A 23,934-nucleotide genomic window follows, 5' to 3' on the forward strand; every position below is an offset into this window, starting at 1 on the left:
GGCAGGTGAGGGGCGGCGCCGACATTTCTAATTATTCGACCTCATAAATCGAGAACCGAACAATTTGACCACCAGCCCCCTCCTCGACGCCTCCGGCGTTGCCAAGAACTACGGCGCGGTCGCCGCCCTGCGGGACGCCTCGCTCTCCGTCCTGCCGGGTGAGGTGCATGCGCTGATGGGCGCCAATGGCGCCGGCAAGTCGACGCTGGTGAAGATCCTGACCGGCGCCATTTCAGCCAATGCCGGGCGCATCCTGATCCGTGGTGAGGCGCGCGACATTCGTTCGCCGGCGGCCGCGCGCCGCGCTGGGCTGCTGCCGGTCTACCAGGAGCCGTCGCTGATCCCGGATCTCGACGTGCTGTCCAATCTCAGGCTCACCGGCACGCCGGTCGAGCCGTTCCGCGCCTGGGTGCGCGAACTCGGCATACCAGACCTCGACCTGCGCGACACCGCGCGCGACATTCCGCTCGCCGTATTGCGCGTGCTTGACCTTGCCCGCGCGCTCGCCGTCGAGCCCGACGTGCTGCTGCTCGACGAGATGACGGCGGCGCTGCCAGCCAACCTTGCCGAAAAGGTGTTGGAAGTGGTGCGCCGCCAGGGTGACGCCGGCCGCTCCGTGATCTTCATCTCGCACCGCTTCGTCGAGATAGCGGCGCTCTGCGACCGCGCCACCGTACTGCGCGACGGCGCGACCGTCGGCGTCGTCGACATCGAACCTGGTGTCGAGGAAAAGATCGTCGAGCTGATGCTCGGCACCCGCATCGTCAAGACCCATGTCGCCGCCCGCAGCGTCGCGGACAAGGCCCGCCCCCCTGCCCGACCGCGCATCACCGTGAAGAACCTGCGCGTCGGCACCAAGCTCAGCGATGTCTCCTTCGATCTCGCCGACGGCGAGGTCGCCGGCGTCGTGGCGCTCGAAGGCCAGGGCCAGGACGAATTGTTCGCAGCCCTTGCCGGCTCGATCAAGCCATCGGGCGGCACGATCGAGGTCGACGGCAGCCCAGTGAAATTCACCCACCCCATCGACGCCATCCGATCGGGGATCGCCTATGTGCCGGGCGACCGGTCCGAGGCGCTCGCCATGCAGCGCTCGGTGCGCGAGAACATCGCGCTCCCCTTCAGCGCCGCCCTGCGCAACTGGGGGCCTATCCATATGCGCAAGGAGCGCGCCACGGTGGCAAGCGCCATCGAGCGCCTGCAGATCGACACCCGCGCGCAAGGCGAGGTGCAGCGTCTCTCCGGCGGCAACCAGCAGAAAGTGACCATTGCCCGCTGGATCGCGGCGGACGCCCGCACCATCCTGTGCTTCGACCCGACGCGCGGCATCGATGTCGGCACCAAGCAGGAGATCTATCATCTGATGCGCGAACTCGCCGGCAACGGCAAGTCGGTGCTGTTCTACACCTCGGAGCTCGAAGAGGTGCAGCGCGTCTGCGACCGCGTCATCGTCATCTTCGGCGGCCGTCTCGTCGACATCTTTCCGGTCGAGGAAGCCGACGAGCCGGCGCTGATGCGCGCCGCCTACGGCCTGCCGCGCGGCGCCAAGGCCGATGTCGGCATATTGGCCGACCCCCATTCTTCCACTCAGGCGTCGAATGCGTCCGATGCGGCGGAGGCGACGCCATGAACCATTTCCTGCGCCGCCAGGGCTGGGTAACAGGCCTGTTCGCCCTGCTCATCGTCCTGTTCATCGCCACCAAGATCATCCAGCCCGGCTATGGCAGCGGCGATTTCGGCTCGCTGGCGCGGGCCGTCCTGCCCTACGCCTTCGCCGTCGCCGCGCAGACCGTGGTGGTCATCGCCGGCGGCATCGACCTCTCGGTCGCCGCCATGATGGCGCTGACCAGCGTCACCGCCGCCTCGATGATGGCCGGCGCCTCGGAGGAATACGCGCTGTTCGTGGTGCCTTTCGTGCTGGCCATGGGTTTTGTCCTGGGCGCGTTCAACGGCCTGCTCATCGTCGTCACCCGCGTGCCCGACATCGTCGTCACGCTCGCCATGCTGTTCGTGCTGCAGGGTGCTGCCCTGCTGGTGCTCGGCGCGCCGGGCGGCGGTGCCGCCGAATGGCTGAAAGCACTGATCTCGGGCACCGTGCCGATCCCCGGCCTGCCCGCCGCCATCGACGCCTGGCTGCCCAAGGCGCTGCTGGTGCTGATCGTCTGCCTCTGCGTGATCTGGATCCCGCTCAGGCGCTCGCGGCTCGGCCTCTCCATCTATGCCATCGGCTCCAGCGAGTTGGCGGCGTTCCGCTCAGGCGTGCCTGTCGCCCGCACGCGGGTCATCGCCTACGCGCTGTCCGGGCTGTTCGCGGCCATGGGCGGGCTGGCGCTGACCATGAGCACCGGCATCGGCGCGCCCATCCCCGGCCCCTATCTCTTGGCCAGCGTCGCTGCCGTGGTGCTGGGCGGCGTGGCGCTCGGCGGCGGCAAGGGCGGCCTGCTCGGCCCGATCGTCGCCGTTTTCGTCCTGCGCCTGGTGCGCACCGATCTCACCTTGCTCGCCATCGACCCCAACGTCACCGCCATTATCGAAGGCGCTATCATGGTGGCGGTCGTGATGTTCGGCGCGTTTATTACCATGCGGGGGCGGCAATGATGAGGGAGAGTAGTGCTCTACGGCGCCCCCCTCTGTCCTGCCGGACATCTCCCCCTCTAGGGGGGAGATTGGCAGCTTTGGCGCCGCGCTCATTCTTGCGACGGCGGAGATTGGCGAAAGCCGCGACAACAGCCAATCTCCCCACTAGAGGGGGAGATGGCCGGCAGGCCAGAGGGGGGCGCCGTAGGGCACAAACCTCCCAGAACACCAGGCAAACCCCATGAGCAGCACCGCGATCACCCCCTCGCCCCTCCCCCTCGGCCGCCGCGCAAAGCGCTTCATGGCCGACCGGCCACTCATCCCGCTGATCATCCTGCTCGTCATCCTGGTGGTCATCCTGCAGATCCTGCGCCCCGGCATCGTCAACGAGCGCTGGATCGCCAACACCATCAAATTCGCCATTCCGCTGGCGATCCTCGCCGGCTGCCAGACCATGACCATGCTGACCGGCGGCATCGACCTTTCGGTCGGCACGGTGGCGACGATGAGCGCCTTCATCATGGCGACGCAGATCGTCAACCAGGACCCGGCCGTGGCGTTCCTGCTGGCGATGATGCCGGCGGTGCTGATCGGCCTCGTAAACGGCATCGGCGTCGGCGTCTTCCGCGTCCATCCGCTGATCATGACGCTGGGCACCACCCTGATCGGCACCGGATGCCTGCAGGTCTACCAGCGCACGGTGATCGCGTCGGGCGCCAAGATCCCCGACTTCCTCGCCTGGCTGGGCACGGGTGTCACCCCCATGCTTGGCTTTGCCTTGCCCAACGCCTTGCTGTTGTTCGTGCCGCTGGCGGCGCTGATCGTCTTCACGCTCGCCCGCACCGGCTTCGGCCGCCTGCTCTACGCCGTCGGCGACAATGAGCGCGCCACCCGCCTGTCGGGCGTGCAATACTGGCAGGTCATCACGGCGCTCTACGTCACCTCGAGCCTGCTCGCCGGCATCACCGGCCTGCTCTATATCGGACTGATCAAGGCGCCGTCGCTGTCGCTTGCCGAGCCCCTCGTCCTGCCCTCGGTCGCCGCCGCCGTCATCGGCGGCACCTCCATCTTCGGCGGCCGCGGCGGCTACACCGGCACCATCATCGGCGCGCTGATCCTGACGGTGCTGACGACGCTGTTGACCATCCTGCAAATGCCGGAAGGCGCGAGAAGGATCTTGTTCGGGTTGATCGTGCTGTTCGTCACGGCGGCGTATCTGCGCATTGTCGAGGACAAATAGGCCGGGACTGTTGACGGGCGGCCGACAAGGGAGACGACACCATGGAAAAGATCATCCTGGATTGCGATCCCGGGCACGACGACGCCATCGCTATCCTGCTCGCGGCCGGCAATCCGAATATCGATCTTCTCGGCATCACCACGGTGTCCGGCAACCACAATGTCGAGAACACCACGCGCAATGCGCTGGCCGTGTGCACCGCCTATGGCATCAAGGTGCCGGTGGCGAAGGGCTCTCCCGGCCCGCTCATCGGCGACCAGGTCCTGGCCATCGAAATCCATGGCGATACCGGGCTCGACGGTCCCGTCCTGCCGCCCGCCTCGTTCGAACTCGACACGCGGCATGCCGTCGACTTCATCATCGACACCGTCATGGCGCATGAGCCGAAAACGGTCACGCTGGTGCCGGTGGGTCCCTACACCAACATCGCGCTCGCCATTCGCAAGGATCCGCGCATCGTCGAGCGGGCGAAGCGGGTGGTCGCGATGGGCGGAGCCTATAACAGGGGCAACATCACGCCGGCGGCCGAGTTCAACGTCTATGCCGACCCGGAGGCCGCCGATGTGGTGTTCCGCGCCGGTTGGGACGTCACCATGGTGGGGCTCGACCTCACGCACCAGGCCATGGCCACCAAGGCGCTGCAGGACCGGGTGCGCGCCGTCGGCGGCCCGATCGCCAAGTTCATCCTCGACATCTGGGAGTTCATTGCGACCACGCATGGCGGCCTGCTGCAGATCGAGTATCCCGCCGTCCATGACGCATGCTGCGTCGCGGCCATGATCGACGGGAGCGTCTTCACCACCGAGAAGGCCGATATCCGCGTCGAGATCGCCGGCCGCTGGACCAAGGGCATGACGGTCTGCAATTTCGAGAAGATGGGCGGCATGCACCATTTCGGCGGCACGGCGAGCGAGCAGGTCGACTTCCGCCACACCGTGGCGATGACGCTCGACCATCCGAAATTCTGCGACCTGATTGTGGATGCGCTGGAGCGGTTGACCCGCGCCAAGGCCTGATGGACGGCCCGTTGCTCGCACGAGCCGGCTGGTGGCAACGGTTCAGTTGAAGGTCACATCACCGTGGTGGGTTCGGCGATGTTCGCAGGACTACGTGGCGCCGTATAGAAAGCCCGCCGCGCCATTTGAGGCACGGCGGACTACCCCCGTTGACCAGGGGCGAGCTACCAGCATCACTCGATGATCTGCACGACCCTGCGTGTATAGGGTTCCACCAGAACCGCATGGTCCCCGACGAGGATGTATTTGTATCTGACGTCGGGGACGTCGATTGTGTGAAGCTCGACAGTATCAGGCAGAGCGGTGCCAACATTGAACTCGACGCCGAGCAGGCTCACCGATGCGAGTTTTTGCTTGTGGATGTATTCGCGGACGACCATCTGCTACTCAGGTTTGAGAACTACGACGTCTCCCGCGAAGGAAGCACCAATTCCAGCCACAAGCGCGAGAGCCGCTACGGCGCCGACAAGATATCCTTTCATAACAAGTCCTTTGTGAATCAAGAACGTTTTCCAAGACCAGAACAATTCCGGCCTCTGCTGCCGCCAATCAGCCGCCATTGGCAGGTGCGGCCGGCTTCGCTGGCGCTGAAGTGGCCGGAGCCTCAACCTTTGGCGCTTCAACTTTAACGTCGATGTTCTTCCCGCTGCCACCGATATTGATGACGCCTGTAAATATCAGCAGGACCACGATAGCGATGATTGCAAGAACAATTGCGACCGCGGTACCGCCACCACCACCAGAGTTAACAACAGTTGGGCCATCAGCCATGGTTTTATCCTCTCCTATTCTTGAGTTACCACTGGTCAGCAACGGCTTTCGCTGCATTGCGTTCCCGGGCAAGGCTTAGGTCCAGGAGCTGGCCGGACTGAAGTCTTATGCGCGCAACTCACGCCTGGCCCACACGTTACGTTTGCTCGCCAGAGCACAGTCAATCATCGATCCTCACGGATCCAGCTTGATTGCCGGATATTTTGAGAGCGAGGCAAGCAGTGACATCAGCCCAGAGACCGAGCACCCGCGAAGACAATCGCCCCGCGAATGACAATGATGCTCGGGCCTCGGAGATTCCCCCCGTCTGGTCCGCCTGTTTGACCGAGGACGCCGACATTGCCGATCTTGTCAGGCGAACCGAGCGCCTGGCCATCGCGGTTGTCGTGGGAATGGCGATCTGCCTGACACTTGCCCCGGCGATCTATGTTGCCCTGATCCACGGAATGTAGAAGGTATCAGTCGTCTGTCCGCAGGTTCCCCGCGCGCCACGGTTCAATCCCGACAGGCTCAGCCCGAAAGAAAGAACCCGCCCTGGCGTTAACCGAAGGCGGGCTCTCGCCGTTTACCAGTCCGTTGATAAAGCACTCGACAGGACCCTAACTTCCAACAGCCGAGCGTGTTCCACCGGAGCGGTGTCATTCGTTAGCCGGCCACCTTGGCCTGCCGCGGCTTCGATCTTCGGGAGGCTTTCGCTCCGGCGAACTCAATCTTTTTTCCACAGCGAAAGCAGCGGGCCTCTGCTTCCATAGACCGGGTCCTTGCGCGGCCGGCCGACTTTGGGGATCGTCGCCACCGCTTTGGCGTGATCGGCGGTGGTCGTGCATTCGTCATAGGTACCGGACGGCGGATAGCCGCCAACGACGAGAAAGTCGTCGGAGGCGGAGAGGCGCTGGTGCCCGGTGCCGGCCGGAAGAACCGCGACATCGCCGGCCTTTAGGGCCAGCGTCCGGCCCTTCTTGCCGCCGAATTGGACTTTCGCCGTGCCGCGCGCCACGCCGAGCACCTCGTGAATGCGCGAATGGTAGTGGACATAGTCGTAGATGCCGTCGCGCCAGCTGTCCCCCCAACCATTGGCCTCAAAAAGAGCCTCCAGGACAGCCGCGGGATCGAAGTCTTCCGGTAACCTCACGGCGCCGCGATAGACGACAAGCGGCCAGGACGGATGGTTGGGCACCAGGCCGTCATCGCCAAACCTGAACTCGTTCGGTTTTCGTGGGCTGGCAAGATCAGCCACCTGCCGACTGTCCGGTCTCGCGACGCCGGTGACGCGTTCGGCTGCTTTCTTGATGCCTTGCAGGATGCTCATGACGTCGCCTCGCCTTGAGGAACCAACGCAGATTCAACCCGATGGCCATCGCTTGGTTCCCGCGGGCTCCGCCCCCGCAACGGCCGCCGGGCGGACCGCTGAAGATTGGACGGACCTGCCGCCTCACCCCGCATGCACCGCATTGCCGAGCGCGGCGGCCGGCGAAACCATATCCGGCAGCAATATGTCGTTGCGGCGTGCGAAGGTGACCAGCGTCGCGCGCACCGTCTCAGGGTCGATCTCACCGGCGATGCCCGCCTTGCAGGCATTGAGGGCTACGGCATGAGCGCTGTTGCGGCTGGCGGCCGGCCAGTCCTGCAACAGCACGTAGGCTTCCATCACGCTTTCGATCTTCCTCGGAAAGCCCATTCCAACCAGAATGGTCACCGGTTCTTCAAATTGTCCGCGATTCATGGCTTGTGCCTCCTCTCGATTGTGCAGGACCAGCGGCGAACCGAACACCCGAAAGCGCGGTCGGCCGCGTAAGGGTGAATGGGACTGGATGTCTGCGCTCAGCCGCCGGTCGATGACTCGGACGCCTCCGACACCTGTTGCGCCGCCAGGAACATCAGCGTCGCGGCCACGGTCCGCCGCTTCCAGCCGGCGGCTTCAGCCCTGTCGAGCAATTCCGCCAGCAGCGGCTTCAGCGCACCGCGGCATTCGGTTTCATAGGCCAGGAACTCCCTTGCCTGATGCGTCGGCGCGGGCACGGATCCAGGCTCGATCATCGCATCCATATATCTCTCTCCCTTGAACTGAAGCCCGCTCCCTCTCCGGAAGGGAGGGAGCGGGCGGACTGGTCGGACCTCAGAAGTCCATGCCGGCGCCGGCCGGCATTGCCGGGCTGGCGGCTTCCTTCTTCGGCTTCTCGGCCACCATCGCCTCGGTGGTCACCAGCAGGCCGGCGACCGACGCGGCATCCTGCAACGCCGTGCGCACCACTTTCGCCGGGTCGATCACGCCCTGGCCATAGAGATCGCCGAACTCATTGGTCTGGGCGTTCCAGCCCCAGCCGAATTCGCTCTTCTCGCGCAGCTTGCCGACGATGATCGAGCCTTCCGCGCCGGCATTTTCCGCGATCTGGCGAACCGGCGTCTCGATGGCGCGGCGCACGATCTCGACACCGGTCTTCTGGTCGGCATTGTCCGTCTGGACCGCATCGAGCGCCTTGCTTGCCCGAAGCAGCGCGACGCCGCCGCCCGGCAGCACGCCCTCCTCGACAGCCGCGCGCGTCGCGTGCAGCGCATCGTCGACGCGGTCCTTGCGCTCCTTGACCTCGACCTCGGTCGAGCCGCCGACACGGATCACCGCGACACCGCCGGCGAGCTTGGCCAGCCGCTCCTGCAGCTTCTCGCGGTCATAGTCGGAGGTGGTCTCCTCGATCTGCGCCTTGATCTGCGCGACGCGGCCCTGGATTTCTTCCTTGCGCCCGACCCCGTCGACAATGGTGGTGTTTTCCTTCTCGATCACCACCTTCTTGGCGCGGCCCAGCATCTCCAGTGTCACATTCTCGAGCTTGATGCCGAGATCTTCCGAAATCGCGGTGCCGCCGGTGAGGATGGCGATATCCTCCAGCATGGCCTTGCGGCGGTCGCCGAAGCCCGGCGCCTTGACGGCCGCGACCTTGAGGCCGCCGCGCAGCTTGTTGACGACCAGTGTCGCCAGCGCCTCGCCCTCGACATCCTCGGCGATGATCAGCAGCGGCTTGCCCGACTGGACCACCGCTTCCAGCACCGGAAGCAGCGCCTGCAGGTTGGAGAGCTTCTTTTCATGGATCAGCACGTAGGGCTCGTCGAGTTCGACGCGCATCTTGTCCTGGTTGGTGACGAAATAGGGCGAGAGATAGCCGCGGTCGAACTGCATGCCCTCGACGACTTCGAGCTCGGTCTCGGCGGTCTTGGCTTCCTCGACCGTGATGACGCCTTCATTGCCGACCTTCTCCATCGCTTCGGCGAGGAAGCGGCCGATCTCGGCGTCGCCATTGGCGGAGATGGTGCCGACCTGCGCGATCTCGTCATTGCGGGTCACCTTGCGGGCGTTGGCCTTCAGCTCGGCGACGACCGCCTCCACCGCCTTGTCGATGCCGCGCTTCAGGTCCATCGGGTTCATGCCGGAGGCAACAGCCTTGGCGCCCTCCCTGACGATCGCCTGCGCGAGAACCGTCGCGGTCGTGGTGCCGTCGCCGGCAAGGTCGTTGGTCTTGGAGGCGACTTCGCGCACCATCTGCGCGCCCATGTTCTCGAACTTGTCCTCCAGCTCGATTTCCTTGGCGACGGTGACGCCGTCCTTGGTGATGCGCGGCGCGCCGAAGGACTTGTCGATGACGACGTTGCGCCCCTTCGGGCCGAGCGTCACCTTCACCGCGTTGGCCAGGATATCGACGCCGCGCAACATCTTCTCGCGCGCCTCGGTGTGGAATTTTACCTCTTTGGCAGCCATTGGATTACTCCTCTATCTAGGCAGCATTCGTTGACTGGTGGATTTTCGAAGAAGCCGTTATGCGGCCTTCTTCACTTGCACGGCCTGCTCGATCACGCCCATCACGTCGCTTTCCTTCATGATGAGCAGGTCCTCGCCGTCGAGCTTGATCTCGGTGCCGGACCATTTACCGAACAGGATGCGGTCGCCGACCCTTACATCCAGTTCGCTCAGCTTGCCGCTGTCGTCGCGCGCGCCGGGGCCGACGGCGATGACTTCGCCTTCCTGCGGTTTTTCCTTGGCAGTGTCGGGAATGATGATGCCGCCGGCGGTCTTTTCTTCGGCCTCGATGCGGCGGACCAGGATCCGGTCATGCAATGGACGGAACGCCATGTCGTTCTCCTCTTTGGACAAACAGGTTTGAGGTTCCTCCGCGCCGGACCGGCAATTCGGACCGGAGCGGGGTGCGGCGACCCGTTCAGGCATCGCGCGCGCATATCGAGCTAGTTTTGCCATTTTCCGGTTTCAAGGGGTCGGCCAAAAAAATTTAGCACTCGCACGGATGGAGTGCCAACACACTGTTATCGCAAGGTTATTCTTCGTGGGGCGGGTACGGCCGCTTGAATTCCGCCGCGATCCAGCAAAATATCCGCAGCCGGCGCAATCGTGGGCGCTGGAACCGCTCACCCTCTTGGAGAGTTGGGTTTAGACGACCGCCGAAAGGAGACATGAATGGTTGAAAATGTCAGCAAGGAGTTCCGCCTCCAGATGGAAGGCTATGGCCTGACCACCGCACAAATCCATTACCATCTGCCTGACCATCGCAGCCTGTTGCAACTCTATGTCTGGCAAGACTACGACCTGGCGCCGGAATTCCCCGAACTCAAGGAATTTCTCTCCTATTGGGCGCGCGAACTCGACGGGCCGCTCCACTCCGTCCAGGTCGCCCATCACCGGCTCATAACCCCCTCGGAGTGGCGGGCCGTCGACGGGGTCATCACCGTCCAGTAAGGCGGCGCCGTCACGCATGCGGGACTCACCAGAACCCGACCAGCGACCGCAGCATCGCCTTCGCGCCCGCCGCTTCCCGGCATTGCTCGCGAAATCCTGGCCTGCCCGTCGCACCCAGCACATCCTCGTCGATGTCGCGCAGGATGAGGCGCGCATTGCGCCAGCCGATCCTGGCGAGCGCGGCCGCCAGATCCGCTCGGGCAGGATCGAACGGACCCTGCTTGGCAGCCGGATCGGCCGGCCGATCGATGTCGTTGCTTGCGCCGATCGTGTGGCGCGGGATGGTCACCGTGGTGCCGGCGTCGAAAGGCGGAGAAAGATCGAGGAATCGGGAGATGGAAGCCAGGCAAGCGGCCGGCGCAGAAACGAGCTGCTCGTAGCAGACGAAATGCACCGGCGCGCCGGTGCGGCGAAGCGCGTCCATGGCGAAGTAGAACTGGTTCCAGTAGTCGGCAGGTGAGCGGAACCGATACTCCATCTGCCCGGGCTGGGTGAAATCCTGCCTGATTTCGAACGGCTGGTTCAGGAAGGGACCGAGATATTTGGCTGGCCTGAAGATGCTGTCGTTCCGGGAGAAACGGAACCATGACAGAAGCTGGGTAATGGGGTCCTTGCTCATCACGATGATGGGAAGGTCTCCATATTGCAGCCTGCGCCCGTCCATCAAGGCCGGAAAGACCCCATGCTTCCAAAAACCCTGGTCGAAGACGACCGGCATGCCGAGATGGGTTTCGACCAGATGCTTGGCCAGATTCGTGCCGGATCGCGGCGTGCCCATGATGCGGACCCGGGCGGCATTGCCGCCGGGCTCAATCCGCGTTTCCCCGAGGCTAGTCATCGGCCCTCATAGCGCCAGGCTGCCCTGTTCCGCCACCTCGGCGTTGGGGTCACCCGGCGCGGTGGCCCAGGCAAGTTCGACCAGCGTCACCGTGCGCTTTCCCGTGCCGTCGAGCTGGCAGACGATGAGGCCCTGCTCCTCGATATAGGTCAGCAGGCGCCGGGCCCGGCGCATGGAGTGCGAACCATAGGCACGCGCGATCGCGCCATCGCTCGGGCACGGCCAGCCCTCCTTCGCCGCGCGCGCGATCATCATGAACACGCCCTGCATGTCCTCCGGCAGCAGCGAGGCGCGCACCGAAACATCGCGCCATGCGTCGTCCTCGGCCATGTCGGACCCCACTCCGGCACGGGCACGCGTCAGCATGCGGCGGAATTCCTGGAGATCGGGTATGACCGAAGCCAGCCCCTCGATGCGGCAGCGCACGACGAATTCCTGGTAGAGGACGCCGATGACGCGAAATCCAGCGTCCGGTTCGGCCAGGATGGCGCGCAGGACGCGGTCCATCCGCGCGCGCCGTTCGGCCAGGTCCTCGGCGCTGGGCGCCGGCCCGGCCGGTTCGGGACGGATGTCGAGCGGCGCTGCTTTCGCCGCCATCAGCTGCTCCAGCAGGTCCGGCGACGCCACCCGGCGCGGCGCGCGCATCGTCTCCGGCGGCGGCGCGGCCAGGATGATGGCGCGGGCATCCTCGAGCGCTGATTCCGGCATCGCCATCAGCCTGGGCGTGCCGTTGCGCGGGCTGGTGTCGGTCGGGCCGATGCGCAGGCCGAGCGGCCGCCGCGACAACGCCGGCCCCAGCGCCATGAACTGACCGCGCTCCAGATCGCGAAACGCTTCCGCCTGCCGCCGCTCCATACCCAGAAGGTCGGCGGCGCGCGCCATGTCGATGTCGAGGAAGGTGCGGCCCATGAGGAAATTGGAGGCTTCCGCCGCGACGTTCTTGGCGAGCTTGGCCAGCCGCTGCGTGGCGATGATGCCGGCCAGCCCCCGCTTGCGGCCACGGCACATCAGATTGGTCATGGCGCCGAGCGAGAGCTTGCGCGCTTCGTCGGGCACCTCGCCGGCCACCGCCGGCGCGAAAAGCTGCGCCTCGTCCACCACCACCAGCATCGGATACCAATGGTCGCGCGCGACCTCGAACAGCCCGCCCAGAAAAGCCGCCGCGCGCCGCATCTGGTTTTCGGCGTCGAGCCCTTCCAGGTTGAGCACTGTGGAGACGCGGTGGATGCGCGCCCGCTCGCCGGCCGCCTGCAGGCCGCGCTCGGTATGCTCCTCGGCATCGATCACCAGATGGCCGTAGCGCTCGCCCAGCGAAACGAAGTCGCCCTCGGGGTCGATGATGGTCTGCTGCACCCAGGGCGCGCTCTGTTCGAGCAGCCGCCGCAGCAGATGCGACTTGCCGGAGCCGGAATTGCCCTGCACCAGAAGGCGGGTCGCCAGCAGCTCCTCGAGATCGAGCTTCGCCGGGGCGCCCGCCGTCGTCTGTCCCATCTCGATCGCAACGGTCATGTCAGACTCATCGGCTCCTTCACGGACGGGCTTATCAACCCGAGCGCGGCCCGTCGAGCCGCGCGGGCCAGGCGATTCGCGTTGCGCACAGATCAGAGAACGTTGCCGTGGCCCGCAATGGACGGCCGGAAACAGGCTGGCCGCCTGCCGGTTATCGCCCCAGGCCTGTGGATAGTAACCACCTGTTCACCATGAGACGGCGTTCCGATTGCGGACACCGGGCATCCGCCTAGCCTGACCCTGCATCGCGCCCCAACGTGATGCGCCCCAACGCCCCCAAATGGCGGCCGGCGTTTTCAAGTTTCTCTCCAACGTATACGCCGGTCGCCACCCCTTTCGGTTACAGCTCATGCGGCTCGACCTGTCCCGGGACTGGCGGCAACCGCGGCGCATCCAGCCCCCTGAAGGGATCGCGCCAGGCGTCGATGGCTTCAAGCCGCCGATACCAGCTGTTGACCCGCGGATAATCGCCGAGCGGCAAGCCCGCGACATCGTTGAACGGCAAGAACGTCGCCATGCGAAAGTCAGCATAGGAAACCGACGTCCCGACCAGCCATTGCCGCTCGGCAAATTCGATCTCGAGGATCGCGGCGGTCTTGCCGAACGCGTCCAGCCCCTCCCCGACCTTTTCCGCGTCGATCGGCCCGATTTGATAGCGCTGCTTGGTGCCACGCTCGAAATGAACCATGTCGCAGGCCCGCACGAAATTCTCCTTGCCCCAGCTCAGCCAGCGGATCATGTCGGGTTCGTCGTCGCCGCTCCGCCAGAAGTTCGAGCGCGCATCGCGCGACAGCCGGCAGGCTATGGCGTCGGCCTCCCACAGGCTGCCGCCCGGCCACGCCAGTATGGGCAGGGAAAGATTGGGATTGAGCGGCCGGAATCGCTCCGCTTGGCCCGGCGCGAAAGGCGACGCAAATTCGAAGGTCACTTGCGCCTCGAGGTGACGCACCACCGCGACCGCCAGGCGAGGATTGGGGTTGCGGCTGAAATACAGTTTTGTTTCCGTCCCAGCCGGCATCGCCTCGACCCTGTCACTCATGTCTGCCTCTCCTTGTCCCCGGCGACCATCGTCGGATCAAGGACGGATGCGACTGGCGCGATCCGACAAATCATACACCCCATGGTAGGGGTGGAACGAGCAGCCCATCGAAACGGGATGGCCGCGCAAAGTTTGGGTTGACCGTCTCCGATGGCGAGGCGACACTTCATCCCGCAGCAAGGCAGGAGAAAGAACGATGGATGAACCCGACCGCTGGCGCCACATGTCCAGCGCGCCGAAAGACGGCAGCCGGATCCTCGTTACGGTCCGCCCATCCGAACAGGGGCCGGCGGAAGTCGACCTTGCCTACTGGTCGCGCACCGATCAATTCGGTGAGGAAGGCTGGCGCGCTTCCGATTCCTCGCCTGGCCGCGTCGTCGAATATGCCGAGCCCGAGCTGAAATGCTGGATGCCGATGCCCTCGGCCAATCTCGGCCGGGGCGCCTCGATGCCGGCGCCCTGGGAAGGCGACGACGCGCAACAATTGGACGGCTCCGGAATTTAGCGCCGGGGGGCGAAGCTGCCAATCTCCCCCCTCGTGGGGGAGATGTCCGGCAGGACAGAGGGGGGCGCCGTAGAGCGCCGGCATCAATCGTAGTCGAAACTGCTATGCCTCATACGCCATTGCCTCCGCGAAACCGCGCGAACGCCAAATCGATGCGGAAGGCTATGACGGATGCCGAGCTGAAGCTCTGGAATGAACTTCGTGCACATCGGTTAATGGGGCTGGGATTTCGCAGACAGTTTCCAATTGCCGCTTATATCGTCGACTTCGCATGCCCGCAGAAGAGGCTTGTCGTCGAAGTCGACGGATCGCAGCATGGCGATAAAAGTGTTGCAGTGGATGACACTGTCAGGACGATGTACTTGGAACAGGACGGCTGGACCCTGTTGCGGTTCTGGAATGACGATGTGATTCACGACATCGACAACGTCTGCCAACATATTGTCATCGCGGCAGGTTTGAGCGGTGTCGACTTATAGGCCGGCGGGACAGCGCCCCCCTCTGCCCTGCCGGGCATCTCCCCCACATGGGGGGAGATTGGCAGCTTCGACGCCAGCTCCTTCAGAACAGGAACGCCGCCGTGGCCGGGTTTGGGCCGCCTCGGCCGTCAGCCGAATCCATGCCTCGGATGGTCTCCAGGTCCTGCGCGTCCAGTTCGAAATCGAAGACGTCGAAATTGGCCGCGATACGGTCCTGGCGGATCGACTTCGGGATGACGATCAGCCCTTGCTGGAGATGCCAGCGGATCATGGTCTGCGCGGCTGACTTACCATGCTTCCTGGCGATGCCCGCGATGGTCGGGTCGCCGAGCAGCTTGCCGCTGCCCAGCGGGCTCCAGCTTTCCGTATGAATGTCGTGCTTGGCATGGAATTCCCTGAGCGCGCGCTGCTGGAAACGGGGGTGCAGTTCCACCTGGTTGACGCTTGGCACCACGCCCGTCTCGCCGATGATGCGTTCCAGATGATCGGGATTGAAATTCGAGACGCCGATCGACTTGATGCGGCCGGCCTGCTTCAGCTCGACGAGCGTCTTCCAGGCCTCGACATATTTGTCCTGGCTGGGCACCGGCCAGTGGATCAGGAACAGGTCGAGCTGCTCGACGCCGAGCTTCTTCATCGTGCCGTCGAAGGCGCGCAGCGCCGCATCGCGCTGGTGGGCGCCGTTGCGCAGCTTGGAGGTGATGAACAGCTCTTCCGCCGGCACGCCGGCGGCGCGGATCGCCTCGCCGACGCCCTCCTCGTTCTGATAACCCTCGGCGGTATCGATCAGCCGGTAGCCGGCCTCGATCGCCCAGCCCACCACTTGCGCGGTGATGTCGTGATCGACCTGCCACACGCCAAGGCCAAGCTGGGGAATGGCGGCGCCGTCGTTCAAGGTGATCTGTTCGGGCATGGTTTCTGGCATGGTTGGGTCCTCGGCAAATTGGCAAAAGAGTGTCAGGTGGGCGAACGTGCGGTGCATATCTAGGCCTGGCTCGAACGATCGGCCAGGCGGCTGCGACAAATGGCGAGTTCGCCGGGAAGGCTACTCGGTCTCGAACGGGATGAAGCGGCGGTCGACATAGCGATCCAGATATCCGGTATGGACCGGCTCGGCCAAGTGACGGGCCTTGAAATACGCCAAGGCAAGAAGCGGTTGTCCGCCTTCAATCGGTTCCACGCTGACGCATTCGCGCAGATTTCCAGGCTTTCCAATGGACTCCAGTCGGTCGAGTTTCGCCAGCCGCTTTGCGTCCACGCTGTAAAGTTCGCCGAGCACCTGATACCCGGTGCCGGGCTCGTTGAACATCATCGGAGCGAAACGCGGGCCGGCGACAAGCATCGGCAGGCGCTGGCGCGTCTTGTATGCACCGAGAAAGCGCGCACCGGACAGCCCCCGGGCGTGCAGCGGAAATCCCCTTTTCAGTGTACCGAAGACAAACAGGTTTTCGTCCATGTACGGGAACGCTCGTGCCACGTCAAAGTTCATGGAGTGAGGGGCTTATCGCCGTGCGGGGAGCAGCGGCCTGTGGGGGCGGACCGAGTTGGGCCTGCTCTTCCTCGATATGTTCTTCGTGCCCGGGCATTTGCGTGGGAAATCCTATGGCACGCGGCTTCTCGCCCTGGTCGAGGTGGAAGCACGACGCCGTGGCTGCAGCCGGGCCGTGGTGGAGACGAGCAGTTTCCAGGCACCCAGGTTTTATGCCAGACATGATTACGAGGAATTCGGCCGGGTCGAATTCGGCATTGGCGGACACGCCCGCATTTTCCTGCGCAAGCATCTCGAGTGAGCGCTCGGTCCCAAGATGCGGGCCGTGGCGCTCGGCGCGATCCTGGCGGCCATTTGTTTCACCGCAATTCTGCAAGCGAAGCGCCTACACTTGCTGGAATTGCGCTAGCGAGGCCGGCGCACCGCCCGCACCACGCCGGCGTTTCCGCTGCCGCAGAAGAGACGGTCGCCGCCATCGGATTCCAGCCCGGAGATTCCCATGCCGGCCGGCATGTCGAGCTTCTCCAGAACCTTGCCCGTTTGTGGGTCGACGCGGCGCAGATCGCTCTCGTCGCCTTCCCAGGTGGCGTGCCACAATTCGCCGTCGACCCAGGTCACCCCGGTGACGAAACGGTTGGATTCGATGGTGCGCAGGATTTTTCCGGTCTCGGGATCGATCTGGTGGATCTTGCGCTCCCGGTGCTGCCCCACCCAGAGCGTGCCTTCGGCCCAGGTCAGCCCGGAATCGCCGCCATTGCCGGGTGCCGGAATGGTGGAGATGACCTCGCCCGTATCGGGATCGATCTTCTGGATGCGATCATTGGCGAGTTGGAAGAAATGCCGGCCGTCATAGGCGGTACCGGCATGCGCCGCGACGTCGATCGAATGCAACGCCTGTCCGCTCTCCGGATCGAAGGCGTTCAGCCTGTCGCCCGAGGCGAACCAGACATTCTTGCCGTCAAAGCTCACTCCGGCCACCGCCTTGGCGCCAGGAAAGGGTCCGTATTCCCTCAGGATTTCAGCAGCTGCATGTTTCATGTCTCGATCCTCAATCGTTGCTGCTCCCTTCCTAATCGTTCGGCAGCGGCGCGGGGAGTAACAAGGTGGTCGTGAATCCAGCCACCGGCGGCGTCATCCAGCGGCGCGCCCGGCCATGGCCGAAGGACTGTACCTTGCCGGCCCCGGCAAGCGGCTCGAGCGCCCGCTGCACGCTGCGTTGGCCGGTTCCGAGCGCCAGCGCCAGCGCCGAGCTCGACCAGGCCTCGCCGTCGGCCAGCAAGGCCAGCACGGCCGCGTGCCGCTCCTCGATCGGCCGCGCCAGCACCAGCACCGCCCGTGCATGGCGCGGCGCCAGCCTGAAGCCCTGCTTGGTTGCGCTGATGCCGGCCAGCGCGCGAAGCTCGGCGCGCAACCGCCCGATCTCGACGCGCAGGCGCGCGCGATGGGATTCATCGGCATGCTTGCCGCCGAAGGCCCGCGCCACGAGTTCCCCCCGCGACACGTCGCCTGGCCAGGCTTCGGCGAGCGTCCGCGCCAGGGCGAACAGCACAGGCCGGCTCGCCAGCGAAACGGTGGTCCTGTCAGCGCGCACGGCGTAGCGGAAGGCATCGACGACCAGACCGGGCGCTCCCTGCAATGCCTCGACCTCTTCGAGCAGCAGCGGCCGCTCCGTCCCTTGCACGATCAGCCGCGCCGCCGGCGTCTCCAGCGCCTGGCTTGCGCTCTCGACCTCCGCGACGAGGCCTGGAATGCCGGCTATGCGGGCGGCATGGCGCGCCCATTCCAGTGCCGCGCGCGCCGGCCGGGTCCTGAGCTGCCGCATGGCAATGCCAGCGACGGCGAGCTCGTGCGCGGCCCTGGCCGCCGGCGGAAGCGGCGCCGGGTCGAGCCCGGCCAGCACATGCTCGGCCTCGTCGAGGCGGCCAATCAAGAGCAGGCGCCGGACCTTGAGGTGGCCGGCATGCGCCGCGTTCAACCGGTCGCCATGCTTTTCCAGTGCCGTGCGGGCCGCGTCGAGCGCCTTGGCCGGCCAGCCAAGATCACGCGAGACCAGCGCGATCTCGGCCTCGGCGACGACGCAGCGGGCGCGCGCGACGGCCTCTTTCGGGCTGAAAGCGCGCGCCGCGCGCCGCAACAGGAGCTTGGCACGATCGAAGTCGCCGAGCTGCGCCATGGCGATGCCGCGCAACGCCAAGGCCGGCGCATCCTCGCGCAGGGCGACGCGGTCGAGCGCGCCGAGCGCATCGCCCGAAGCCAGCGCCAGCGCCGCCGCGTTGATCAGCGAGTCCATTCAAATCCCGTCACACTTGTAACTCCCACCCCGGCGCGCCGCCGCCCTACCTTAGGTCAGTACCGTCAACCAGCAAGTCGTGCCGGCCATGACGGCATGCAAGGGAGAACCAGAAAATGCCCGCCTCCACCGAACTCGACCTCGCCGCGGCGAATGATACGGCCAAGCACGCCGGACGCCACCCCTGTTGCGCCGGCCCGGATCTTCTTGATCCCCCCGCGCCCGCAACGCCCCGCCTTCCCCAGGCAACGACACACCGCAACGACGCCACGACTGGCAAAGGAGAAGACCAATGACCACGACCATGAACACCCCGCCGATCGTTTCACGGCAAGACTGGGAAGCCGCTCACAAAGAGATGCTGGTGAAGGAGAAGGCGACGATGCGCGCCAGGGATGCGCTGTCGGCCGAACGCCGGCGCATGCCATGGACGGAAGTGGACAAGGCCTATGTGTTCGATGGCCCCGACGGCAAGGTCAGCCTGCTCGACCTGTTCGAGGGCCGCCGCCAGCTGATCGTCTACCGCGCCTTCTTCGAGCCCGGCGTCTATGGCTGGCCAGATCACGCCTGCCGCGGCTGCTCGCTCGGCGCCGACCAGGTCGGTCACCTCGCCCATCTCAACACCCGCGACACCACGCTCGCCTACGCCTCGCGCGCGCCGCAGGCCGACATTGCGCGGCTGAAGCAGCGGATGGGCTGGGAGATGCCCTGGTACACCATCACCGACAGCTTCGACAAAGACTTCGGCGTCGACGAATGGCACGGCCACAACGTGTTCTTCCGTGACGGGAACCGCATCTTCCGCACCTATTTCACCAACAACCGCGGCGACGAGGCTTTGGGCACGGTCTGGAGTTATCTCGACATCACGCCGCTCGGCCGCCAGGAGATCTGGGAAGACTCGCCCGAGGGCTATCCGCAGACGCCGCTCTACAGCTGGTGGAACTGGCACGACAATTACGATGCCGGGGCCGACAAGAAATGGGCTGAAGTATCCGCCGCCGGCGAGGCCGCCTTCCGCGACAAGGGCGAGAAGTAGCTGGCGCAAGCCTGTCTGGGTTCCTCGCCCCGTCTCCGGCGCGGGCGAGGAACCGGCCTCGCAACCATCAAGGGAAGAAGATCATGAGCGATATCCATTCCGGCATCGGCGGCGCGTCCCCCGAAAACATCGCCACCCCAGGCATTGCCGACTGGCTGTGCCTCGCGGCCGCCCCGACTTTCGCCCTGATGGCTCTGCTTTCCCACGGTCTCGGCGGCGATGCGGCCATGCAATGCATGGGCGCGCCTTCGCCAATCACGGGAATGCCTGCCATGTACCTGCTGATGAGCGCCTTCCATCTGGCGCCGTGGCTGCGGGTGATTTCCGGCCGCGCTATAAAGGCGAGCCGGACCTGAGGGAACGCGGCCGGCATGCCTACCGTGCCGGTCTTACATCGCGATGTCGTTACCGGCAGCAACGGCTTCTGCAGGCCGCTCTCGCCAAGCCCGGCGCGCATCTCGATCTCGATGTCGCGCCAGATCCGCGAGAACGGCATGTCTCGCCGACCTGAATGCCGGAGATGGGCGCGGAACATCTCCCGCGCCCATCACGCTTAGCCCTGCTCAATTGCACTTCGGCTTGGCGCTGTTGCAGGCATCGACCAGCTCGGCCGGCGGGTCCTTGTGGAACACCGTCTTGAACGATTCCAGCACATTGGACTGCACCACCGGCAAGGACTGGACACCGACCCAGGCGGGCGTCGGTTGACCGATAAGCGCCTTCATCATGGCAAGAGCCTCTGCGACGCCCTGGTCATAGGGACGCTGCGAGCCGGTTGCCTTGAGCGGGCCGCCCTTGGCGATTTCGATTGCCGATTGCAGGCCGAGATCGACGGTGGTGATCGGAATGTCGATGCCTTGCGCGCGCATCGACGACAGCGTGTCGAGCGCCGGCTGGTCCCATACCGCGTACAGGCCCTTCACATCCGGATTGCCGGTCAGGAAATCGCCTGCGATCTGCGAGACCTTCGACGGATCGGTGAAATCGACCTGCTTCATGATGATATCGGGGCGGTTTTTCTTCATCCACTCCGAGACGCCCTTGGTGCGCTCATTGGTGCTGAAATAGTCGACGCCGAAATTCACCAGGCCGATCGTGCCGCCCTTGGGCATGCAGGAGGCGAGGATCGTTGCGGCGATCTGGCCATTGCCCTGGCTGTCGGCCGAAACCATCGTGGCAAAATCCTTGGGAGACGAGAGGCCGACCGGAATGCTGTCCATGAACACCAGCTTGATGCCGGCCTCGCCCACCTTCTTGTAGGTCGGCGCCGTCGCGGTGAAATCGACGGGGATGGAAATGATGCCGTCCGGATGCTGCTGGATGGTGTTCTCGATATCGGCGATCTGCTTGTCGACCTGGTATTCGGCCGACGCCACGCCGGTGACGGTGACGCCATATTTGGCAAGCGTTTCGCTGATGCCTTGCACCTGGAGCTGCGACCAGTCGAGGTTCACCGTCTGCATCGAAATGCCGACCTTGAACTTGCCGGCCTTGACCTTCGCGGCCTCGTCGTCGGTCAGTTTCAGCTCGTCTGGCGAGGCCGCCTTTTCGCCATGCGGACCCTGGCCGACAATGCCCTTGGGGCCGAGCGTGGCCATGTCGACGCCGGTAACGCAGGTGTCGGGCGTCTGCGCCAGGCTGATGGACGTCGACAGGGCGAACGCGCTGACGGCGAGGCTCAATGTGCCGAATAGGATTCTTGCCGAATGCTTCATGACTTCCTCCGTTGATTGTTGATGTCTGGCTTGCCGTTTGGAGCCGGCGATTTTCTGCTGTGATCCGTGGATGCGCGCCTTACCTCCTCGTGAACGCGACCGCGGCGACGATGATTGCTCCCTTGATGACGAGTTGCAGCGACGAGCTGACGCCAAGCAGCACCAGCCCGTTGTTGAGCGTGCCGATGATGAGACTGCCAAGCAGCGTGCCGAGCACGAAGCCGCGACCGCCGAACAGGCTGCAGCCACCGAGGATCACCGAGGCGATGACATCGAGTTCCATGCCTTGCACCACGTCGGGCCGCGCCGCATGCGAACGCGCTGACAGGATAAGCGATGCGAGGCCCGCCAGCGTCCCGGTCAGGACGAAGGCCAGCGTGGTGACCCGCTTGATATCGACGCCGGAATAAAGTGCAGCCGTCGGATTGCCGCCGGCCGCATAGACCCGCCGCCCGTAGACGCTGTAGTGCAGCAGCAAAATGCCGGCGACGGTGACGCCAAGCGTCCACAGTATGGGCGCCGGAATGCCGAGCACCGAGCCCTCGCCGAAGATATTGAAGTAATACTCGTTGGTGATGATGACCGGCTTGGTGTTGGTGACCATCAGCGCCAGGCCGCGCGCACCGCTCAGCGTGCCCAGCGTCACCAGGAAGGACGGGATTTCCAGCCGGGTGGTGAGCACGCCGTTGATCAGCCCGATCAGCGCCCCGGTGCCCAGTCCGGCAGCCGCGCCGACCACCCAGTTGTTGGCGACGAAGGCCATGGCCAGCGACGCGCTCATGCCCGAAAGCGCCAGCGTCGAGGCGACCGACAGGTCGATCTGCCTGGAGATGATGACGAACGTCATGCCGACGGCAATGATCGAGACCAGCGTGGTCTGGCGGCCGATGTTGAGAAAATTATCCACCGACAGAAACCAGGGCGACGCCAGGCTGAAGACGATCAGCATGATGGCGAAGGCGATATAGAGCATGTAGGGGCGCTCGCCCTGCAGCAGGTTCAACAGCGCCAGGCGACCGCCGGGCTGATTGACGGCCATTGCCGCCGCCGTTGATGCCTTTGCCCGACCTTCGGTGTCCGTCATGCCGCGTGCTCTTCCGATGGCTGCGAAATCTGAATGAGATGATGAAGGTCCTCGGCGCTGCCGAACGCTTGCCTGGACACCGTCTTGATGATGCGGCCGTCGACGACGATCGAGATGCGGTCGCACAGTTGCAGCAGTTCCGACAGGTCCGACGACACCAGAAGCACACCGCTTCCGGCCGCCGCCGCGCCACGGATGACGCCGTAAATCTCCTCGCGCGCGCCGACATCGACACCGACGGTCGGCTCGTCGAGCAGGAGCACGCGCGGCCTTGGCTCATTCCATTTGCCGAAGACCACCTTTTGCTGGTTGCCGCCGGACAGGTTCTTTACGGTGGTCGCGGCGCTCGGCGCCTTGACCGCCAGCCGCCGCATGGCGGTATCGGCCCGCTCGCTCGAGGCACCACGCCGCAGCCAGCCGAAGCGGGAAAACTCTCGCAGCCTTGGCAGCACCAGATTGCGCTCGATCGAATGCTCGAGCACCAGCCCCTGCACGTGCCGGTCCTCCGGCACCAGCGCGATGCCCTGTCGTATCGCCGCCGCCGGATTACTTCCCCTGAGCGGCACGCCGTCGAGGCTGGCCCCGCCCGACTGGACGGGCCGCAGCCCGAAGATGGTCTGCAGGATTTCCGTACGCCCGCTGCCGATCAGCCCGGCGAGGCCATGGATCTCGCCGCCGCGCAATTCGAGGTTGACGCGATCGAGCCGGTCATTGCCGACATCGGTCAATTCGAGCACGGGATTTGCGAGAGGACCAGGCGAGGACGGCACGCTTTGTCCCGATGCCGCGCCATCAGCCTTCAGAACCGCGTGATCCGGCCCGACGATCGCGCCGACCAGTTGGCGCATATTGGTCTGCGCCGTGACGAATGTCCCGGCGTTCTGCCCGTCGCGGAACACCGTCACCCGGTTCGAAATCCGGAACACCTCGTTGAGGCGATGCGTGACGTAGATGACGCCTACGCCCCGCGCGGCGACCGCCCGGATCGCCTCGAACAGGATCTTCTCCTCGTCATCGGTCAGTGCCGAGGTCGGCTCGTCGAGGATGAGCAGGCGGACATCGCCCATCAACGCCTTGGCGATCTCGGTCATCTGGCGGTAGGCGAAGGGCAGCGAACCGACCATGGCGCGGGCATCGAGCGGAATGTTCTGCGATTTCAGGAAAGCTTCGGCCTGCGCCACCAGCTGGCGCTTCCTGAGGAAGCCAAGCCGTGTCTTCGGTTCCCGCCCAAGCAGCAGATTGTCGGCGACCGAGAGCGATTCGACCAAGCTCAGATCCTGGTAGACGACCGCCACGCCGGCATCGCGCGACTGGGCCGGCGAAGCGAAGGAGACAGGCCGGCCGTCGATGTCGATCGAGCCGCCATCATGCACATGCACGCCGCTCAGGATCTTGATCAGCGTCGATTTGCCGGCCCCGTTTTCACCGAGCAGGGCATGCACTTCACCGGAACGGATTTCGAGACTGACGCCGCGCAGCGCATTGACGCCGCCAAACCGCTTCCTGACGCCCTCGACGCGCAGCAAGGGTGTCCCGGACATCGGCGCAATCGAACCCTGTTCGACCATGATGCCCGCGCTTCCTCCCTTTGACGCGTCCCCTACCCAG

Annotated in this window: 26 protein-coding genes and 1 pseudogene; 10 read left to right on the forward strand and 17 right to left on the reverse strand. The window is 64.9% G+C overall.

Translation table 11 applies throughout. The annotated features are described in order from the left end of the window. The first annotated feature begins 64 nt into the window (after positions 1–64). The 4 genes from FJ948_RS23450 to FJ948_RS23470 all read left to right on the forward strand — a co-directional run bounded on the left by FJ948_RS23450 (position 65) and on the right by FJ948_RS23470 (position 4,830). Positions 65–1,627 (forward strand): sugar ABC transporter ATP-binding protein, encoded by a 1,563-nt coding sequence (locus FJ948_RS23450; protein WP_140708626.1) that lies wholly within the window; start codon positions 65–67, stop codon positions 1,625–1,627. Further along, complete coding sequence (locus FJ948_RS23455; protein ID WP_140708628.1) at positions 1,624–2,595, forward strand: ABC transporter permease; 972 nt, start codon at positions 1,624–1,626, stop codon at positions 2,593–2,595. Before FJ948_RS23450 ends, FJ948_RS23455 begins: the two co-directional genes overlap by 4 nt. A gap of 220 nt (positions 2,596–2,815) precedes the next feature. Next, on the forward strand, positions 2,816–3,814 hold the full coding sequence (locus FJ948_RS23465; RefSeq protein ID WP_140708630.1) for an ABC transporter permease: 999 nt from the start codon (positions 2,816–2,818) through the stop codon (positions 3,812–3,814). 41 nt (positions 3,815–3,855) lie between these two features. Further along, positions 3,856–4,830: a nucleoside hydrolase gene (locus FJ948_RS23470; RefSeq protein ID WP_140708632.1), complete on the forward strand. Its 975-nt coding sequence runs from the start codon at positions 3,856–3,858 to the stop codon at positions 4,828–4,830. A gap of 173 nt (positions 4,831–5,003) precedes the next feature. Here FJ948_RS23470 and FJ948_RS23475 read toward each other — a convergent pair. The 7 genes and pseudogenes from FJ948_RS23475 to groES form a co-directional block, all read right to left on the reverse strand. Continuing rightward, a pseudogene (locus FJ948_RS23475) lies at positions 5,004–5,312 on the reverse strand (DUF1236 domain-containing protein). Positions 5,313–5,379: 67 nt separating this feature from the next. Beyond that, entirely contained in the window at positions 5,380–5,601 is a 222-nt protein-coding gene (locus FJ948_RS23480) for a hypothetical protein (protein WP_140708634.1), read from the reverse strand. A 706-nt stretch (positions 5,602–6,307) separates the two neighbouring features. Beyond that, a complete protein-coding gene (locus FJ948_RS23485; RefSeq protein WP_140708636.1) occupies positions 6,308–6,910 on the reverse strand; it encodes a cupin domain-containing protein in 603 nt (200 codons plus the stop codon). A 123-nt stretch (positions 6,911–7,033) separates the two neighbouring features. Next, positions 7,034–7,324 (reverse strand): DUF982 domain-containing protein, encoded by a 291-nt coding sequence (locus tag FJ948_RS23490; protein ID WP_140708638.1) that lies wholly within the window; start codon positions 7,322–7,324, stop codon positions 7,034–7,036. Positions 7,325–7,422: 98 nt separating this feature from the next. Continuing rightward, the gene (locus FJ948_RS23495) at positions 7,423–7,647 is read right to left on the reverse strand and encodes a hypothetical protein (protein ID WP_140708640.1); all 225 of its coding nucleotides are present in this window, start codon (positions 7,645–7,647) and stop codon (positions 7,423–7,425) included. Between the two features lie 70 nt (positions 7,648–7,717). Then, on the reverse strand, positions 7,718–9,349 hold the full coding sequence (gene groL, locus FJ948_RS23500) for a chaperonin GroEL (RefSeq protein WP_140708642.1): 1,632 nt from the start codon (positions 9,347–9,349) through the stop codon (positions 7,718–7,720). A 57-nt stretch (positions 9,350–9,406) separates the two neighbouring features. After that, positions 9,407–9,721 (reverse strand): co-chaperone GroES, encoded by a 315-nt coding sequence (gene groES, locus FJ948_RS23505; RefSeq protein WP_140709084.1) that lies wholly within the window; start codon positions 9,719–9,721, stop codon positions 9,407–9,409. A gap of 339 nt (positions 9,722–10,060) precedes the next feature. Here groES and FJ948_RS23510 point away from each other — a divergent pair, with 339 nt between their 5' ends. Continuing rightward, positions 10,061–10,339 carry an usg protein gene (locus FJ948_RS23510; protein WP_140708644.1) on the forward strand — a complete coding sequence of 93 codons (279 nt, stop codon included), beginning with the start codon at positions 10,061–10,063 and terminating at the stop codon, positions 10,337–10,339. Positions 10,340–10,364: 25 nt separating this feature from the next. Here the strand turns inward: FJ948_RS23510 and FJ948_RS23515 are convergent, their stop codons facing one another. The 3 genes from FJ948_RS23515 to FJ948_RS23525 form a co-directional block, all read right to left on the reverse strand. Beyond that, a complete protein-coding gene (locus FJ948_RS23515; protein ID WP_140708646.1) occupies positions 10,365–11,177 on the reverse strand; it encodes a sulfotransferase domain-containing protein in 813 nt (270 codons plus the stop codon). Positions 11,178–11,183: 6 nt separating this feature from the next. Next, on the reverse strand, positions 11,184–12,686 hold the full coding sequence (locus FJ948_RS23520) for an ATP-binding protein (RefSeq protein ID WP_140708648.1): 1,503 nt from the start codon (positions 12,684–12,686) through the stop codon (positions 11,184–11,186). A 340-nt stretch (positions 12,687–13,026) separates the two neighbouring features. Then, positions 13,027–13,725, reverse strand: a complete 699-nt coding sequence (locus tag FJ948_RS23525; protein WP_181173790.1) for a glutathione S-transferase family protein — start codon at positions 13,723–13,725, stop codon at positions 13,027–13,029. Between the two features lie 196 nt (positions 13,726–13,921). On the opposite strand from FJ948_RS23525, the gene FJ948_RS23530 reads away from it, so the two are divergent. Next, complete coding sequence (locus tag FJ948_RS23530; protein ID WP_140708650.1) at positions 13,922–14,230, forward strand: hypothetical protein; 309 nt, start codon at positions 13,922–13,924, stop codon at positions 14,228–14,230. Between the two features lie 104 nt (positions 14,231–14,334). Next, positions 14,335–14,709: an endonuclease domain-containing protein gene (locus FJ948_RS23535; RefSeq protein WP_140708652.1), complete on the forward strand. Its 375-nt coding sequence runs from the start codon at positions 14,335–14,337 to the stop codon at positions 14,707–14,709. Between the two features lie 82 nt (positions 14,710–14,791). Here the strand turns inward: FJ948_RS23535 and FJ948_RS23540 are convergent, their stop codons facing one another. Both FJ948_RS23540 and FJ948_RS23545 read right to left on the reverse strand, forming a co-directional pair. Beyond that, the gene (locus FJ948_RS23540; RefSeq protein ID WP_181173802.1) at positions 14,792–15,622 is read right to left on the reverse strand and encodes an aldo/keto reductase; all 831 of its coding nucleotides are present in this window, start codon (positions 15,620–15,622) and stop codon (positions 14,792–14,794) included. Positions 15,623–15,754: 132 nt separating this feature from the next. Next, complete coding sequence (locus tag FJ948_RS23545) at positions 15,755–16,165, reverse strand: gamma-glutamylcyclotransferase family protein (protein ID WP_140708656.1); 411 nt, start codon at positions 16,163–16,165, stop codon at positions 15,755–15,757. Positions 16,166–16,253: 88 nt separating this feature from the next. Here FJ948_RS23545 and FJ948_RS23550 point away from each other — a divergent pair, with 88 nt between their 5' ends. After that, positions 16,254–16,499 (forward strand): GNAT family N-acetyltransferase, encoded by a 246-nt coding sequence (locus FJ948_RS23550; protein ID WP_224542739.1) that lies wholly within the window; start codon positions 16,254–16,256, stop codon positions 16,497–16,499. Positions 16,500–16,603: 104 nt separating this feature from the next. Here FJ948_RS23550 and FJ948_RS23555 read toward each other — a convergent pair whose 3' ends face one another. Further along, on the reverse strand, positions 16,604–17,236 hold the full coding sequence (locus FJ948_RS23555) for a PQQ-binding-like beta-propeller repeat protein (RefSeq protein ID WP_140708660.1): 633 nt from the start codon (positions 17,234–17,236) through the stop codon (positions 16,604–16,606). A gap of 31 nt (positions 17,237–17,267) precedes the next feature. After that, the gene (locus tag FJ948_RS23560; RefSeq protein ID WP_140708662.1) at positions 17,268–18,488 is read right to left on the reverse strand and encodes a helix-turn-helix domain-containing protein; all 1,221 of its coding nucleotides are present in this window, start codon (positions 18,486–18,488) and stop codon (positions 17,268–17,270) included. Positions 18,489–18,780: 292 nt separating this feature from the next. Here FJ948_RS23560 and FJ948_RS23565 point away from each other — a divergent pair, with 292 nt between their 5' ends. Further along, entirely contained in the window at positions 18,781–19,527 is a 747-nt protein-coding gene (locus FJ948_RS23565; protein ID WP_140708664.1) for a DUF899 domain-containing protein, read from the forward strand. 83 nt (positions 19,528–19,610) lie between these two features. Continuing rightward, a complete protein-coding gene (locus FJ948_RS23570; protein ID WP_140708666.1) occupies positions 19,611–19,883 on the forward strand; it encodes a hypothetical protein in 273 nt (90 codons plus the stop codon). 207 nt (positions 19,884–20,090) lie between these two features. Here FJ948_RS23570 and FJ948_RS23575 read toward each other — a convergent pair whose 3' ends face one another. The 3 genes from FJ948_RS23575 to FJ948_RS23585 all read right to left on the reverse strand — a co-directional run bounded on the left by FJ948_RS23575 (position 20,091) and on the right by FJ948_RS23585 (position 23,894). Beyond that, the gene (locus tag FJ948_RS23575; RefSeq protein ID WP_140708668.1) at positions 20,091–21,242 is read right to left on the reverse strand and encodes a substrate-binding domain-containing protein; all 1,152 of its coding nucleotides are present in this window, start codon (positions 21,240–21,242) and stop codon (positions 20,091–20,093) included. A 79-nt stretch (positions 21,243–21,321) separates the two neighbouring features. Then, positions 21,322–22,326, reverse strand: coding sequence for an ABC transporter permease (locus tag FJ948_RS23580; protein ID WP_140708670.1), 1,005 nt, complete (start codon positions 22,324–22,326; stop codon positions 21,322–21,324). After that, the gene (locus tag FJ948_RS23585; protein WP_140708672.1) at positions 22,323–23,894 is read right to left on the reverse strand and encodes a sugar ABC transporter ATP-binding protein; all 1,572 of its coding nucleotides are present in this window, start codon (positions 23,892–23,894) and stop codon (positions 22,323–22,325) included. The genes FJ948_RS23580 and FJ948_RS23585 overlap by 4 nt, the downstream gene beginning before the upstream one ends. Positions 23,895–23,934 lie beyond the last annotated feature (40 nt).

The sequence above is a fragment of the Mesorhizobium sp. B2-3-12 genome, from assembly GCF_006442205.1.
GTDB lineage: Bacteria > Pseudomonadota > Alphaproteobacteria > Rhizobiales > Rhizobiaceae > Mesorhizobium.

Coding starts and splice junctions, on each gene's coding strand:
- FJ948_RS23455 (WP_140708628.1), top strand. CDS start 1,624: ATGAACCATTTCCTGCGCCGCCAGGGCTGGGTAACAGGCCTGTTCGCC.
- FJ948_RS23465 (WP_140708630.1), top strand. CDS start 2,816: ATGAGCAGCACCGCGATCACCCCCTCGCCCCTCCCCCTCGGCCGCCGC.
- FJ948_RS23470 (WP_140708632.1), top strand. CDS start 3,856: ATGGAAAAGATCATCCTGGATTGCGATCCCGGGCACGACGACGCCATC.
- FJ948_RS23480 (WP_140708634.1), bottom strand. CDS start 5,601: ATGGCTGATGGCCCAACTGTTGTTAACTCTGGTGGTGGTGGCGGTACC.
- FJ948_RS23485 (WP_140708636.1), bottom strand. CDS start 6,910: ATGAGCATCCTGCAAGGCATCAAGAAAGCAGCCGAACGCGTCACCGGC.
- FJ948_RS23490 (WP_140708638.1), bottom strand. CDS start 7,324: ATGAATCGCGGACAATTTGAAGAACCGGTGACCATTCTGGTTGGAATG.
- FJ948_RS23495 (WP_140708640.1), bottom strand. CDS start 7,647: ATGGATGCGATGATCGAGCCTGGATCCGTGCCCGCGCCGACGCATCAG.
- groL (WP_140708642.1), bottom strand. CDS start 9,349: ATGGCTGCCAAAGAGGTAAAATTCCACACCGAGGCGCGCGAGAAGATG.
- groES (WP_140709084.1), bottom strand. CDS start 9,721: ATGGCGTTCCGTCCATTGCATGACCGGATCCTGGTCCGCCGCATCGAG.
- FJ948_RS23510 (WP_140708644.1), top strand. CDS start 10,061: ATGGTTGAAAATGTCAGCAAGGAGTTCCGCCTCCAGATGGAAGGCTAT.
- FJ948_RS23515 (WP_140708646.1), bottom strand. CDS start 11,177: ATGACTAGCCTCGGGGAAACGCGGATTGAGCCCGGCGGCAATGCCGCC.
- FJ948_RS23520 (WP_140708648.1), bottom strand. CDS start 12,686: ATGACCGTTGCGATCGAGATGGGACAGACGACGGCGGGCGCCCCGGCG.
- FJ948_RS23525 (WP_181173790.1), bottom strand. CDS start 13,725: ATGAGTGACAGGGTCGAGGCGATGCCGGCTGGGACGGAAACAAAACTG.
- FJ948_RS23530 (WP_140708650.1), top strand. CDS start 13,922: ATGGATGAACCCGACCGCTGGCGCCACATGTCCAGCGCGCCGAAAGAC.
- FJ948_RS23535 (WP_140708652.1), top strand. CDS start 14,335: ATGCCTCATACGCCATTGCCTCCGCGAAACCGCGCGAACGCCAAATCG.
- FJ948_RS23540 (WP_181173802.1), bottom strand. CDS start 15,622: ATGCCCGAACAGATCACCTTGAACGACGGCGCCGCCATTCCCCAGCTT.
- FJ948_RS23545 (WP_140708656.1), bottom strand. CDS start 16,165: ATGGACGAAAACCTGTTTGTCTTCGGTACACTGAAAAGGGGATTTCCG.
- FJ948_RS23555 (WP_140708660.1), bottom strand. CDS start 17,236: ATGAAACATGCAGCTGCTGAAATCCTGAGGGAATACGGACCCTTTCCT.
- FJ948_RS23560 (WP_140708662.1), bottom strand. CDS start 18,488: ATGGACTCGCTGATCAACGCGGCGGCGCTGGCGCTGGCTTCGGGCGAT.
- FJ948_RS23565 (WP_140708664.1), top strand. CDS start 18,781: ATGACCACGACCATGAACACCCCGCCGATCGTTTCACGGCAAGACTGG.
- FJ948_RS23570 (WP_140708666.1), top strand. CDS start 19,611: ATGAGCGATATCCATTCCGGCATCGGCGGCGCGTCCCCCGAAAACATC.
- FJ948_RS23575 (WP_140708668.1), bottom strand. CDS start 21,242: ATGAAGCATTCGGCAAGAATCCTATTCGGCACATTGAGCCTCGCCGTC.
- FJ948_RS23580 (WP_140708670.1), bottom strand. CDS start 22,326: ATGACGGACACCGAAGGTCGGGCAAAGGCATCAACGGCGGCGGCAATG.
- FJ948_RS23585 (WP_140708672.1), bottom strand. CDS start 23,894: ATGGTCGAACAGGGTTCGATTGCGCCGATGTCCGGGACACCCTTGCTG.